We start from the raw sequence: 15,560 nt of genomic DNA on the forward strand, positions 1-15,560 counted from the left end.
CGGAGGCGATCTCTGTTGCCGACTAAAATAAAGCATATTAGTATTTGTCTAATTATAATAATCGCAATGCAAATTATACCACTTAATTATCTGGAATTTAGTTGGCTATTTGCAAACGCTTCTGCTGCTGATGAAACAAGAAATATGACATACACTGGAAATTATCAAGCTGGCTATCAGGCTATATATAGTGATGCAAAAAGTACAACTACAAACCCTTTTTCTGTAACTGCACCTGTCGGAAAAGTAATCAAGGAAATTGGTTTTTATATGAACGGGGACACACAACCTGTTATGAAAATTGATTCTGCTGTAGGTTTATCTAGTTGGAGTACAGTAGGGATAAATTTAACAGGAGACCCTGTCGTTGTCGAGTCCATCGGCAATGATTCAGCACAAGGATATTTCGCTTGGTATCGCTATGCTCCTGGCACTTCAGGTAAAACTCTGGATTGGTATCAAGATGGTGCACTTGGCTGTTCAGATCACTCAGGGCGAGACTACACTGAAAATGTTAATGGATCTATGATGCCTAAAAGTCCAAATTGCTTGGGGGCAGGTTTATCTCTAACAGCGAATAGGCAAGTAGGTTACACGACAGTTAGTGGAACTCCTATACCTTCATCAGTGGTCAATGCATCTGATATAACTGCAACAGCACAAATCTTTACAGACGCAAGTGTTTCTGGACCAGCGGGTGTTGATGACGGTGTAACTGTTGCATCTAAAACACATTATATTGAAACAAAAGGTATTACTTCAGACAGATACGAAGTATTTTATACTCAAGATTTAAACTACGAATCCGACTATACCAAACAACTCGGACTTCCCGGCGCAAAAGTCATGGTTTACTACGCGGCCTTTAAAGTCAATTTAAAATCCAAAACCTACAAATACCCAGACCACATTAAAATCACTTATGAAACCGCAACTGGCCCACCTAATTTGGGTAACGTTATCCTTGATGAAGAAGGGCAATGCATTGAGGTAAACAAATCAACAAATTTTCACTTTTCATTTACAAATACAGGTGGAACAAATGTTACAACTTCCTTCAACGTAAAAGTCTTAATAGACGGCATTGTACTCAACACCTTTAACTACACAGGTATAAACGCAGGCGAGAAAAAGACTGGTAACTTCACCAAATCCTTCTCAGGAACTTCCCCTTATGGAATATCTATCCTCATTAATCCTATAACAGGTGAATCGAACACCTCTGACAACACTAAAACCATTACAATCACTCCCCAATCTACCTGCTCCATACCCCCTTCTAAAGAAGAAATTACAGCCAAGTTTAAAATCGAAAAACCCTCAATTGAATTCGGGAGTTACAACGGTGTTATGGCCGATGGCATTTCTGTTACCGGTGGTGATGGTTGTGCAATTCAAAATGTTATCTATACGGTTTCACAAAATGGAAACTCAAAGGTCTATTCAAATACTGGCGCTTTTTCATTCAATGTTGGTGGCTTACCACCAGATCCTGGTTGGATGACAATCGGAACTGTCAGTGTCTCACTTAAAGTCACGTCCACGTGTGGTGGGGAAGCTAATGCAGTGCCAAAGACTTTCCAGGTTATTTCACCAGCATCTTGCGTAGGATCTAATAGCCCACCGGTCGTACGTGTTGGTTGGTTCCAAGCTTATGATGGTGGAAGCATTGTACCTGAGAGTATGTTTGCTGTAGATGAACGTGTTTGGCTGCGAGTCATTCAAAAATCAGCTATGATTCCTGGGGATCATGACGAACCTTATGATCCTGATGGAGATCCTTATTTTCTTACCTGGGATTTCCCAGGGAGCTCGAGTTCATGGGTACGACAACTGGGAACCGATTATGATTTATGGGATCATGAACCAAATGGATGGACATACAATTTCAATGCAAATGTTCTTGGTACACATAGTATCAAGGTAACGGCAACGGATAAATGTGGTAATCAGTCACAAACTTCGGCAACCATGAGCGTTGTACCTCCGAATCCAGTCCCCATCATTACATTACCGCCTAAAGTAGTCGAAGGCAGATTATTTACGCCAGATATTAGCTGTACTAATAGTTACAGTCCGTATAAATTTAGGACAATATCGAATTGTGACTGGCACGGAACTAAACTGCCTATATATCCAGCTTTCGGTGATTACAACATTCAACTGGATGTAACAGATAGCGCAGGATTGCGGTCCCTTGATACAGCGCATTCTAGGCTGAACGTCTTAGAAGACTTACTACCTGTGGCACAACTAGACTATAACGATATTGGGATACGAAATGTTTCCATGTCTTTCCAAGACAAATCATATAGCCCCGATAGTGATCCAATTTCGGAGCACACAGTTACTTTAGCCTGCGACAACAACAATAATGGCTCTTTAGCAGATGACACATTAATTAATATGACCCCTGATGGCAATGGAAACTTTACATACACACCAACTCAAGTAGCGAAGACTTGTAATATTCACATTCATCTAAAAGAAGGTCTTGGTCTAATGAAATCAACGGATAAAGATTTTCCATTCGAAGTAATCAACCAAATGCCCGAAGTTGATTTCTCAGCTTTTGGTGTACAACCTGAACCAGCGAACATAATGTCCGTTACGCCAACAGCTAATACATTGGTTAATTCGGCAACATGGGCAGCCTCTTCAATAACAAGGACTTCGGCACCAAAACTATATAATTATAATTCTGGCGACAACTCGATTAGTACGAAGAATATGACAAATTACGAGCCGTATAAGTCAATAACTAGTTCCAATGTAGTAACAAAATGGTTTAGCACATACAAGGGTTATTGTCATGATTGTGGTAATACAGGAAAATTAGATGGTTACTATGCTGCTTTTAACAAAGAAAATAGAATTGCCAAACATCTTTGGAAATCAGCGCAAAATGGCGATGCCATCTACTTTTATAATGAAGACAATCCTCAAATGCCCTATGGATCGACGCACAGTGCCGCGCCACAAATTAATAACAATGGCGGTTGGGGAGAGCCGGTAATACCAAAACTTAATTCGGCTATCAAGACGGAATATAATTCGGATATGATATTTCAAAGACAGGGTGGATATAATTCATACTGGCAAAATAGTGCTTATAATGAGATTATAACCAGAATTTCTGACATCTTGAATTTTACGAAGAACGATACGAACCAGTTGGTAACTCCCGCATATACGGGCACCAAAACGTTAACATGTGGAAGTGCATGGTCTGATTCTCCCACTTGTCCACCACCAGAACCAACTACATATCCAACCATGTTTACCGGACCGAATCCTGATATTACAAATGCGGTGAGTCTTATGGACTCGGTGGATTACTGGCATGATTGGGACGGTTATATAGTTCCGCGCGGAACCACTCAGTTTAGTTCGCCTTTCAATAGGGACTCAGGTGGCAATGTCTACAAGAATAAGTGCGACTACGGAACATATGACAATTACGCACATTCGTGCAGCCTTGTAAAATATAACAGCGGTGGCGTTGTCATGTGGGAATATACACCTACCCTAGCTTCTTGGACATATAATCGGACAGGTATCAGCATAGATTACTTCTCTGATAATGAGTCTAAGATGGTTATTAAATACGGCGCTGTAAGAGTAGTTTTAAATGCAAATACAGGTACTGTTGCGATAGATCTAGTAGGCGGCGGGAATCCCGCAGATCCCCACAATAATTTAATTTACTACTTAGGAGTTTTTAATAATCGTATTGCTTATATCAAACAGACGGTAGAGAGCGGTTATTACACCACGGTTGGTAAGAATGGTTTTTGGGATTTGATGTTCTACGATCTAGGATCGGGACAAACGACAACAATAGATCGAGTGAAAACTTACCAATATTTAATTTATTATTGGCCAGATGACGGCGACATCACATATAGAAGTCCAACTCCAAAAGCTACAATATCCTCAGACGGAAAATTGATAATAGGTAACGGCGAAACGAACATATTAGCCTACGATATGACTACGGGTGTCAAAGAAGTGGATATACCAACAGGATTGGCTTTTTCGAATTTCTCCGATTCAGGAAATGGAAGTAACACATATGGTATAAAAAGCATTAACTTGACAGAGGACGGCACAATCAAAGTTGTGTATCAAGGAAATGCAGATTACGGAGGTACTCAGAGTAGGTATGAATGGATTTTGTCTGTGAAAACAGACGTAAACAACATAACTGGAAATAGTAGTTACGGTTTTCTTTCTAACAATGATGCTAGTCTGTATAACGGTGATATCAGTATGAGAACCAAATTTAATTATAATACTTATAGCGATAGCGTCACAGCAGGCATCGGTTTTAGAGTGCAAAATAACAAAAACATGTACAGAGTAGAAATGACACCGAATCTCATCAAGTTGACCAAAATAGTTAATGGTATTTCATCTACGATTATGAGCAAAAATTATAATTCGAAGCTCGGGGTGTACACGGATATCAAAGCCAAGGTAAGAGCTAATCACATTATCGTCTACGCAGCTGGAATTCCAATCATTGATACTTACGATGATACTTTTGCGGTTGCAGGATCTTACGGCCTTTACTCAGAATCCCCGTACGTAGAGTTAAAAGATTTCAATGCTATGATTTACGAGAGTAGTGATACGGCAGTTGCCAATCAAGCCATTGTAAATATGCCAATTACCTATAGTACAAGTTATCTTGATCCAGAGAACGATCCTGCTATTCCTAATCTAGCCCTATGGAAATTTACGAATATGGAACCGTATAAATTTCTAAATGCTGGGGATGGTGCTTCCGATCCTGTAGGAACTAACAGCTATAATGGCATTGTTATTCAATCGCCAAGTCCTAGTATTTCAAAGGTGGGGGTATTCAAAGTTGAATTCCAAGAACCGGACGACCCTGCACCCGCTGGATTCAAATATCCATCGTCTGTGTTTGCCATGTTTCAGAAAATGTCCGATCCTGCAACTCATTCCATCCTTGTTCACAGAAGACCAATAGAACAATTTACGATTGCTGAGAATGCAGATCATACGATTCAATGGACGGAAACAGGTTACGATCCCGATCGCTGGCTTAGCGCGGCAAATTATTCAACAGAAGCGACAGGGAGAAATTATCAGACCACCAGAGGTATTTTCAACAATAGGTACAGCTATACAACGCCAAGTGGCGTAACTCAACTAGGAAAGCTCACAAGGCCTACTGAAACTGGGCTATATACCGTCAGAGCTGCGGTGGCCGATGAATATGGAGCTTGGTCAGATTGGGTTGAACAAACAATCAACATTACGATTCCGTTGCCGAATCAACTGCCAGCAGCTCTACTTACTTTTCCAAATGGAACGCAAGCAAGTCCTAGTTATGTGAACACATTAACACCTACAAATACTTGGAATCAAACGGATCCAGATCCAGGTACAACGTTTGCCGCTTTCCAAGTCGTAATAAAAGATGAATTAGGAAATGTTGTAGTTGACAGTGGTATTAAGCCACAAGGAACTAGCTCAACTACCCAAGAATGGATTACATCACAAACACTAGCGCAAGGACAGAAGTACCAAGTTCAGGTAAGGGTTTCCGATGGAATAGCTTGGTCGCCTTGGTCGAACGTTGGGTGGATGATTACAAACCGTCAACCAACAGCAATTATGTTGGAACCCAATGGGACTCAAGCTTCGCCAACACGATTTAGTACGTTGCGGCCAACGCTGAAATGGAATCAAACAGATCCGGATCCAGGTACTACATTTACGTACTTTCAAATTCAAATCACGAATGAAACCAACGATACTTTGATTGTAGACTCAGGCCAATATTATCAAGGCTCATCGTCATTAATCGGAAGTTGGACAGTAAACACTGATCTACCGGTAGGTCATAAATTAAGAGTTCGTGTAAGGGTGTTCGATGGGGTAATTTGGTCAGATTACTCACCACAAACTTGGTTATATATCAATCGACCTCCTATTGCCAATTTTGACTGGGCTCCTAAGCCAGTATGGGAAGGAGATGAGGTGCAGAGCACCAATACTTCGACTGACCCTGATGGCGATGCGCTTTCATACTTATGGACCTTTCAGGGACCAGATGGGGTTACTAAGCCTTTTACAACTACAAATTTCATGGAAAAGTTCTCTCAGCCTGGTAATTACAAAGTTACACTCACCGCTACAGATGGTTTTCTTACATCGACGGTAGTCAAAACGATCACTGCGATGCCTTTGACAATAAATTCTGTTGTTACTTACACGGACAATTGGTTGATTGTGCATAATCAGAAAGGGCACCAAACACAAGTAAATCCAAAACAATTTTATTCAGGGGAGATATTTGTTGTAAAAAGTCAGAGCGCATCCGCCTCGGTTGACGAGGTCCTCGCTTGGATCGATACGATTAGTTTGGATGGTCATACCTTATATGTTTTTGAAAAGTTGAAACCACAATCCAGTGATACTACCCTGTTTCGTGGTGAATTATTTGATAGCCAATTCCAATCTCTAACGGAAGGATTACCCTTAGGCGCACAAACGATTCATTTTCAGATTAGATATAGTAATGGTGTTGTGAAAAAGGAAGATATTCCTATCGAAATCATTGGGAATGCTCAGCAATCGGTTGGTGTTCATCGGGTGCAATAACGAAGTTAGATCTTGGGAAGTCGTTGTTGTTATTGTAAAAACGATGAACTGATTTTGTACCTATGGTACAATTAGTCGATAAGAAAAGAGCGAGGAGCGAATACCTTGAACTATCGATTAATCGCACTAGATGTAGATGGGACACTACTTAACGATCATCACGAATTATCGGATCAAACGATTGAAACGATACAAGAGGTTCATGATCAAGGCTGTCATATTGTCCTTTGTACGGGGAGAGCACCGGCAAGTACGTTGCCGATCCTTGAGCAGTTGGGCTTAGAAGGAACGATGATCACGCATAATGGAGCGGTAACCGTTCATGCCGATGAGCGAGGACAGTCGTTGGTGAATGAGTTCTCTTTTGAAATTAGCGAAATCGAAAGTATGTTGGCTTATGCTCGCCGTGAAGGGATTCATTTCGATGTGTGTACAGCATTTAATATGTATATTGAACGTGCCGGTGAGTATGAGAAGATGATGTATCAGAAGTTTCTCATCAATCCTAAACTTGTTACATCTGTTTCCGAGCTCGGCGTGCCGATTGTTAAATTTACACTTTTTGCTCAACCTGAGGTGTTGGATCGTGTTCAAGTGGAGTGGGAGAAGCAGAAGCTCTATGGGAATTTGAGGATGATTCGCAGTGGAGATTTGTTCATTGATGTGATGAATCCGATTGCCAATAAGGGTAACGCGTTGAAGGCATTGGCAGCTACATTAAACGTTGAAGCGCAAGAAATTATGGCCATCGGTAACTACTATAATGATCTGGAAATGATGAATTTTGCAGGGTTAGGGATTGCAGTAGAGAACTCGCCGATCGATGTGAAAGAAGCCGCGGATGCCGTGACTTCTTCCAATAATGATGAGGGCGTACATGAAGCGATTCGAAAGTACTGTTTTTAAATAAGAAATCGGTCGAAAACCTCGTTTTTTGAGGTTTTTTGTCGTTTTAGGGGTTTTTAGTGCATATTTCGTATGATAGAATGAGAGAAAGACTAATAGATGATGGTGGTGTAATAATGAAGAAAAAACTTATTTCGAAGAAGAAGTTGATAGGGACGATTGCCAGTACAGCAGTTTTGGCTGCTCCGTTGGTACTAGCTCCTTCACAGTACAGTTATGCGACTCCTATAGGAACTCCTCCCCCAGTAAATCTAGACAAAATACATACGATTGTTTTGCCGAAAAATGGCGTGAAGTACTTTGATTTTCAAGCATTATATCAAGCAGAAAACATTCATATCACAACGAGTGGGTCGGAGAATGTAAAGGCTGGTTTTTCATTTTGGGATGAAGGAATTTATGAAGTAAGGGCTTTAGACATTGGTGATGCAACATTTACTGTATCTGGGATCGGACATTCTGATGAACAGGAAGGATATGTAAATTTTACGGATACGTTTAAAGTTATCGTTGTTGCTAATACAGCGAATCCGGATGCTTACAAATTTGACATTGTGAAGGCTTTTGATTTACTCATACAACCGACACAAAGCAAGGACAATACGATTGCTATCCTTCAAAATATTGCCCCAGAAACCGTGGAAAACACAGAACCATTTTCTTACAATACTGATAACACCCCTCCTTATCCAATTATACCAACGTCTCCATCCGTTCTTCAGGCTGAGGTTGGGGTCCCCATTGATTCGTGGTCCATTAAGTATCAGATTGGTAGTTATTTCAGTGATGATTATAGTATTTTATGTTATGGAGAAGAAGAAGGAGAAGAAGAAGGAGAAGAAGGCGGTGAGTTTACACGTAGTTGTCTCTCACTAGTCTCTGTTGAAAGCAATGCGAGTATTAATGTTACACCAATTTATGAAGGTGAAGCACTTGTAGACCAAGAAGTTGTGCCTGTTACAGAAGGAACTGCTTACCTAGATGTAGTTGTTACGGATCATGAGGGGGGATTTACGAAAGGACATATTCCTATTCACGTCAACCCGTATGTAGCAGCTCCGCAATTTAAACCAACGAGTGTAGTTGGAAATCATTTTAGAATGCCAGACGTTTCTCCTACCCTTTACTTGTCAAATGACGCGGAAATTGACCTCAATGAGATTTTCTATAGTGAGGGAGATTTAGATTATTCGGTTTCTGTCGAGTATGGTTTATACACACCACATACGGCCACACTTTATCTGGACAATGATGCGAGTCAGATTACATGGACCAAGTTAAATGAGTTGTTAACCCAACAGATGGATACACAAGATACTGTACGGAATATTAGAGGGATTACTGCTGAGATTTCAGGTAAAGAAACGAATCTTGATGTTTATATTCAGCATACAACGATAGATCCATTCCCTGCTACGATTGATATGTACCAAAGCAACAGTGCAGGAACTAGTTCGTATACTTTGAACTATAAGAGTGATAAAGGATTTAATGGAAATAAAATGCTAGTTAATCTGAGTGATATTCAGAATAATAATCCTACTTCGGTCACGGCATATGTCTATCAAAATGATAATCTCAAATTTGATTTTGCAAATGAAATTAACCCTAATATTTCGAAGGTAAAAGTTTATGCGCACGATTCCATACCTGGTAATTTGTATCTAGATGATTTTAATTTTAGACTAGTCTCTCCAGCACTAACGCCTTTGGCAAACTCTAACATTCCAACAGTTCACATAAAACGTTTATATCCAGAAGTGTCTGATACATATTGGGAGAATAGAGCAGGTGAACTCGGAAGTTTCATAACTTCAGAACGAATACAGGATGTTTTTCTAGAATATTGGAAAGATCAACCTACCCAAGTCGTGACCGTTACCGGCGTATTCCGATATGAAGCAGCGCAGGGCTCTCAAGTGCTTCTGAATATCGATCCTTTTAATGGTGCTAAAGTATTCCAAGTACCGTTCATTAAACCATATGTCCAGCCATAACCACATCATCTCTCTCATCCAGTCAAACAAACCCCAAGAAGCTGAAACGGAGCTCCTCCAAGCCATCGGCCGCAAGCCTCTCGAAGCGCAGCTTTGGGTATTGCTCGGTGAAACGCTGCTCCTACAGCAACAAGCTGGCGCCGCGAAGCGGGTTTTCGACCGGGCGTGGCTGCTAGACCCGCAGGCGAAATGGGTGAATCACATCTACAAGGCGATGCAGGAGGTGCCGCTTGGCGAGCCGAGACCAGACATCGAGGATCTCTTGTATGTTCCCAAGGTGACGGTGACCGCGGCGATTCTTTCGCATAACGAAGCTGCGAACATCGCAAAGTGTATCGTTGCCCTGCAAGGAGCTGTCGATGAAATCCTGCTTGTGGATTCATCGACAGACGATACACGCAGGATAGCAATGCAGTATCCGAAGGTAAGGGTTGTTCCGATCGTGTGGGAAGATAACTTTGGCGCCGCGCGTAACATAGGTCTTCAACATGTGACGACAGATTGGGTTATATGGATCGATGCCGATGAGGTTTTGATACCAGAAGATGTCAATGCCATTCGCGAGGCTGCTAGTGTGTTTAACCAATCGGAAATCATCCCAGCTCTGCATGTCTGGCATTTGAATCGCATAAACGGAACCGTTCAACATGATTTCTCTCAAGTGCGAATGTTTCCTGCACAAAGAGGACTTCGGTACTATGGTCGCATCCATGAGCAAATTGCTACGGACAAAGGGGTCTATCAGCTCGATACATATCGAAGAGCTGTAAAAATTCGACTGGATCATAACGGGTATGATCCAGTTGTTATTCAAAGCAAAGGAAAGCTAGAGCGGAATCTTCGTTTGCTTAAGCTTATGATCGAAGAAGAGCCTGAGAATCCAGGTCACAGGTTATTTTACGGTCGGGAATCACTTGGACTCGGGCTAGAGGAGCAAGCGGTAGCAGCCCTACTTGAAGCCGAGCGCTTAGGCATCCAAACCCCTCTATTCGGCCGGATGGCGGAGATCTATCGACTTCTCATTCAAATCATGATACAGCGCAAAAACTTCGCGGAAGCAGAAGCTTATTGCCACAAAGCGTTGGCGCATTCACCTGATTTCCCTGATGTTCATTATTTGCTCGCGCAAGTAAGAATGAGACAAGCAGATGAACTGCTGCGATTAGCAGAAGCGAGTATTAAGCAGTCTTTGACCAGTTTGCCTAATTACCGCGGCAGTGTTAGCGCAGATTACCATATTGGCGAGTGGAAGGCAGCCACGTCACTCGGTGAGTTAGCCATGCGTTCGGGGAAGCTTGCAAGGGCGAAGCAGATTTTCTCGCAGCTCAAGGGAAAACCGGGTGCAACGGAGATCTTAACGTCTAAACTAAATGCCATTGAAATAGAACGACAACGGCTAAACCAGGTCGAACAACAACCTAAAAAATAAAGACGATCACCATGCCTCATTGGGCTGGTGACCGTCTTTTTGCTTTTAGCTCATCGATTAAATAACAAATGCGCTAGTGATGATAACAAGAAGGATAAAAAGTACGAGAATTGCAGCTGATGAAGTTCCTACTGCTGACATGGACATTCCCTCCTTTCGTGGTGAGTGATATAAGATAAGATATGTAAGTGGGGGCAGAAGTGTATAGACGAATATCCTGATTACTCATATTTTGGTCGATAATGGGCATGCTACAGAAGAATGACACAAGATCTGTAGAGGAGGCGACGAAGTCGTGGCCGATATTATGCTAAGACCCGACCTGAAAACAGCAGGCGGTGAAGTCTGCGATATTATGTACAATGGGGAGTTTGTCGGTACGTTAACGCTAGTCTACAGGGAATCGGATCGTCTCAAAGGCGCGATTCATCTGGAGCAACAATCCATCACGATTGTAAATAAGCAAGCGGTTTATGATTTTGCTCAGTCCTATATTCAGGATGTGATTGATGCGCTTGGAATTGCCCAGTGCGAGGTTACGGTGAGCTATAGTGATTATGATTTTGTCATTGTGACGGAGCATGCCGTCGAGCCGTCGACGTATCAAGAGGATTACATATCGAGTGTAGATCTTCTGCATGATGATGGATTAGATTACTCATGGCTCCGGGAAGATATTAGCTTAGATGATGGGGAGTCAGAACGGTCTTCGGAACAGCTGGAAATGCTGGAAGAACGGAAGAAAGAACAGGGGTACGAACTCGTCATTGTAAATGAAAACAGAAGTAGTGTCGAATATCACGTGTATGATAAGGACGCCGAGTTGATCGCAGAAGCAATTCTGCATATCTATGGATCCGAAGTGATCGGGGATATTACGTGGAAATTCGATCCTTTTGATGAAGAGATGGATATAGTCACTGAACTCATAGTGGCAGATTTCAATGAAGAACAAACAGATTCGTTCGTGTTCCACATGAGTTTTAATGGAGAAACCGTTGATACGGTGGAATTAACGCATATTGATATGCTGGATTTGGTGGATGACATTCAATCCGAAGATGATATGTGGATACCAACCAGAGATGACTATTCCATCGTTCTGGTTAGAGATGATTTGGATACGTTATCTTACGAGATTTATCAGCAATCCTATGGTGGCCTACCGATTGGAACCGCAACGGTGGATATCAGCTCGCGGCAGCTTACAGGATTTATTGATTTTCGTGAGCCCGGAGATTCGGATGATCGAGAGTTGATTGCCACCTTGTTGTTAGATGAGTTAGATAAAGAGAAGGAATACGAGACCTTTAATTTATCGATGCTCTACCGGAACAAACTCATCGACGAAATTATGTTCGAAACCGAACAATTTCACTAAGTGATGCGCACAAAAAAAAGGCATGATCTCTCATCCTAACATGAGAGGCATGCCTTTTCTATATTTATTTATTTGTTATTAGAAGGAGTTAGACACTGTGATTTGATCCAATGAAAAGCGACCAGCTGCACGTGCCGGTGTAGCAGCCAAACCAACGCTGATTAACATAACAGGTACATAACGTGCTGGAACATTGAAAGCTTCTACAAATTTAGCAGCGTCATAACCACCCATAGGGCAAGTGTCATAGCCAAGTGCTTTTGCTGCAAGCATCAAGTTCATTGCTGCCAAGGAACCATTGCGAATCGCTTCATCACGAGCAACTTGTGGGTATTGGTATACGCCTTCGATTTGTGCAACTAGCGTATCCATCACAGCTTGTGGAAGGAAACCGCCAGCTACCGCTGGACCGAAAACATCTTGTGCATTTTTGTTCGCTTCAAGATCACCAAGAACCGCGATAACAACAGAGCTTTCTACGATTTGTTTTTGACCGTAAGCGATTGGAAGCAATTTCTCTTTTTGTGCTTGGTCGTCGATGACAAGAAGCTTCCAGTGTTGCAGATTCCAAGCAGATGGTGCCAAGGAAGCAGAAGTTAAGATTTGATCAAGATCTGCTTTAGGAATAGTGTGACCAGCTTGGTATGCTTTAACGGAATGACGGTCTTCGATTACTTTCAAAACTTCATTTTGTACTTGAGTGCTCATTACGGATCCCTCCAAGGATAGTATAATTTCTATATATTGTTGTTCAGCCATCGAAAATCATGCTTGTAAGTTGTTAGTATTCGATTGAAGAACTGTAAACAACTTTGTAACAAATTACTGTAATCATAAATGTTATAGTTGTGATTGTCAAGAGAGTCTTTCCCGTTGTCGTAAAATGTTGGATAATGGAAAAAGAAAGGGGTTGTTCCTCTTGAAATTAACACAAAAAGAGTTGAATCACCTTGTTTTTTTGAGCGAAGTCGTATTGACGGGGAAAAAGAAGAGCCTTATGGACGAAACTCTGCAATGCTTACTTTATATAGTGAAATCACTTGAAGAAGTAGAGCTTCCTGATTCTGTAGTTGGACAAATTGATCAGCTGACTGCTTTAATTGAAGCTGACTTGCGTGATGAGAATGAACGCATGCAAGAGATCCGCGGACACTTAGATTGGAAGCCAAAGAAAGAGCGAAATTCTTCCATGCCTTCCTAGCAAGGTGACAAACTGGCTATTTATGATATAATGTAGAGTACTGTTTTTTTTGAATATATGAGGTGATAATAATGAGCTATGAAATCCCAAGAAATGTGCAAGAATTGGGGCGTGACATCCAAGAGAACCAATTGAAATATCACCATAAATCCGTTTTGATTTCCAAAGAATTTACGTTTGACAGTGCGCATCATCTGCATTGTTATGAGGGAAAATGTAAAAGTCTGCATGGCCACACTTATAAGCTGCAAGTGATTATGCGGGGAAAAGTGGATAGCCGAGGGATCGCAATTGATTTTGGAGATATCAAACGAATTACGAAAGAACGTGTGATTGATCGCTTGGATCATCGCTATCTGAACGACGTATTGCCGCCAATGAACACGACAGCTGAGAATATGGTGGTTTGGATTTATGAAGAAATTCATCAAGCATTGCTAGATGAGAATTTATATCCAGCCATTTCATTGGACGAGATTCGCCTATGGGAAACGCCGACTAGCTATGCAGCCATCACACGCTCGATGATGGAGGAGGATCTGTAATGCGAGACATCCGCCTTCCCATGGTCGAGATCTTCGAGACGGTTGAAGGGGAGGGAACCCGTGCCGGGTTCCCGACGATCTTCGTCCGTCTTTTTGGTTGCAACCTGCGCTGCACATGGTGTGACACCACGTACAGCTACCCGCCTGCGGAAGCCGAGAACGTCATGACCATTGCTGAAATCATCAGCAAAGTTCAGACGTTCCGCTCCCGGCATATTTGCCTGACAGGCGGTGAGCCGCTCCTGTACGGCGACAAATCACTCGCGTTGATCGAGGCGCTCGCCGAGCTGGAGCAGGTCGACGACCTGCACATCGAGACGAACGGTGCGATTGACCTTGCTCCATTTATCGCACAGGTATCCTCTCCGAAGGTGCGCTATGTGATGGACTTCAAGCTGCCTGATTCCGGTGAAATGGATCAGATGATATACAGCAATTTCGAACTGCTGCGCGAGCAAGATGAACTGAAGTTCGTGATCGGAAGCGATCTCGACTTCCGTACAGCAGTTAACGTACTTCAAGAGTATCCGACGAAGGCGCTTCCGATGTTCAGTCCCGTCTGGGAAACGATGCCGCCGCGCAAGCTGGTAGATCTAATGCTGGCCGAAGGGTTATCGAAGGTGAAGCTGAACATGCAGTTGCATAAGATTATTTGGGACCCAGCGATGCGAGGCGTCTAGCCAGCAGGCATTGTACACGATGTGTACAGTGCCATTTTCTAATTTTAATAAAGATTCTAATAAAGAGGTGCTTAACATGAGTGAAAACACAAAAAGAGCCGTCATTATTCTCAGCGGCGGATTAGATAGTACAACTTGTATGGGACTAGCGAAGGAAGCGGGCTATGACTTGTTTCCGATTTCTTTTGACTATGGACAGCGTCACAAGATTGAAATCGAGAATGCCAAGCAAGTTGCTGAGCATTACGGGGTTGCAGCGCGTCACAAAATCATCAAATTGGATTTCCTGCGTGATTTCGGTGGCAGTGCACTTACAGATGATTCGATTGATGTACCCAATGTGATGGACGGGGCTGAGGTAGAAGAAATTCCTGTAACCTATGTACCTGGACGTAATCTATTATTTCTTTCCATTGCAACCTCATACGCTGAAGTCACAGGCTCCCAGGCAATTTACATCGGTGTGAATGCGTTAGATTACAGTGGTTATCCGGATTGTCGACCTGAATTCATCCACAAAGTAGAAGAGGTTATAGCGCTAGCTACTAAGGTTGGAGTCGAAGGTAAGGGGATTACGATTGAAACACCACTGATTTCCTGGACAAAAGCGAAGATCGTAGAAGAAGGTTTGAAAATCGGTGTTCCTTATGAACTGACAACATCTTGTTACAATGGAAAAGCAGAAGCTTGTGGCGAATGTGACAGCTGCCGATTGCGTTTGAAAGGCTTTGAAGAAGCGGGCTCTAAGGATCCGATCGCTTATTTACCGTAGCTGCATGGTT

At 42.3% G+C, this 15,560-nt stretch carries 11 protein-coding genes; 9 read left to right on the forward strand and 2 right to left on the reverse strand.

Annotation, left to right across the window (positions count from 1 at the left end):
* Positions 1-15: 15 nt before the first annotated feature.
* The 4 genes from HQN88_RS22000 to HQN88_RS22015 all read left to right on the forward strand — a co-directional run bounded on the left by HQN88_RS22000 (position 16) and on the right by HQN88_RS22015 (position 10,971).
* Positions 16-6,639 (forward strand): PKD domain-containing protein, encoded by a 6,624-nt coding sequence (locus tag HQN88_RS22000; RefSeq protein ID WP_173116523.1) that lies wholly within the window; start codon positions 16-18, stop codon positions 6,637-6,639.
* A gap of 105 nt (positions 6,640-6,744) precedes the next feature.
* Entirely contained in the window at positions 6,745-7,545 is an 801-nt protein-coding gene (locus HQN88_RS22005; RefSeq protein ID WP_173116525.1) for a Cof-type HAD-IIB family hydrolase, read from the forward strand.
* Positions 7,546-7,661: 116 nt separating this feature from the next.
* On the forward strand, positions 7,662-9,542 hold the full coding sequence (locus HQN88_RS22010; RefSeq protein ID WP_173116526.1) for a hypothetical protein: 1,881 nt from the start codon (positions 7,662-7,664) through the stop codon (positions 9,540-9,542).
* Positions 9,490-10,971 (forward strand): glycosyltransferase family 2 protein, encoded by a 1,482-nt coding sequence (locus HQN88_RS22015; protein ID WP_173116528.1) that lies wholly within the window; start codon positions 9,490-9,492, stop codon positions 10,969-10,971. The genes HQN88_RS22010 and HQN88_RS22015 overlap by 53 nt, the downstream gene beginning before the upstream one ends.
* 57 nt (positions 10,972-11,028) lie before the next feature.
* Here HQN88_RS22015 and HQN88_RS22020 read toward each other — a convergent pair whose 3' ends face one another.
* Positions 11,029-11,112, reverse strand: coding sequence for a YjcZ family sporulation protein (locus tag HQN88_RS22020; protein ID WP_420794167.1), 84 nt, complete (start codon positions 11,110-11,112; stop codon positions 11,029-11,031).
* A gap of 154 nt (positions 11,113-11,266) precedes the next feature.
* On the opposite strand from HQN88_RS22020, the gene HQN88_RS22025 reads away from it, so the two are divergent.
* Positions 11,267-12,352: a hypothetical protein gene (locus tag HQN88_RS22025; protein ID WP_173116530.1), complete on the forward strand. Its 1,086-nt coding sequence runs from the start codon at positions 11,267-11,269 to the stop codon at positions 12,350-12,352.
* 78 nt (positions 12,353-12,430) lie between these two features.
* On the opposite strand, the gene HQN88_RS22030 is transcribed toward HQN88_RS22025, so the two are convergent.
* Positions 12,431-13,060: a nitroreductase family protein gene (locus tag HQN88_RS22030; RefSeq protein WP_173116532.1), complete on the reverse strand. Its 630-nt coding sequence runs from the start codon at positions 13,058-13,060 to the stop codon at positions 12,431-12,433.
* A 211-nt stretch (positions 13,061-13,271) separates the two neighbouring features.
* Between HQN88_RS22030 and HQN88_RS22035 the strand changes: the two genes are divergently transcribed.
* The 4 genes from HQN88_RS22035 to queC all read left to right on the forward strand — a co-directional run bounded on the left by HQN88_RS22035 (position 13,272) and on the right by queC (position 15,550).
* A complete protein-coding gene (locus tag HQN88_RS22035; protein WP_173116534.1) occupies positions 13,272-13,553 on the forward strand; it encodes a hypothetical protein in 282 nt (93 codons plus the stop codon).
* Positions 13,554-13,624: 71 nt separating this feature from the next.
* Positions 13,625-14,098, forward strand: a complete 474-nt coding sequence (queD, locus tag HQN88_RS22040) for a 6-carboxytetrahydropterin synthase QueD (protein WP_173116536.1) — start codon at positions 13,625-13,627, stop codon at positions 14,096-14,098.
* On the forward strand, positions 14,098-14,778 hold the full coding sequence (locus HQN88_RS22045) for a 7-carboxy-7-deazaguanine synthase QueE (RefSeq protein ID WP_173116538.1): 681 nt from the start codon (positions 14,098-14,100) through the stop codon (positions 14,776-14,778). Before queD ends, HQN88_RS22045 begins: the two co-directional genes overlap by 1 nt.
* Before the next feature lie 76 nt (positions 14,779-14,854).
* A complete protein-coding gene (queC, locus tag HQN88_RS22050; RefSeq protein WP_173116540.1) occupies positions 14,855-15,550 on the forward strand; it encodes a 7-cyano-7-deazaguanine synthase QueC in 696 nt (231 codons plus the stop codon).
* Positions 15,551-15,560: the final 10 nt, after the last annotated feature.

Origin of the sequence: Paenibacillus qinlingensis, assembly GCF_013204845.1 — a bacterium.
GTDB classification, from domain to species: Bacteria; Bacillota; Bacilli; order Paenibacillales; family NBRC-103111; genus Paenibacillus_E; species Paenibacillus_E qinlingensis.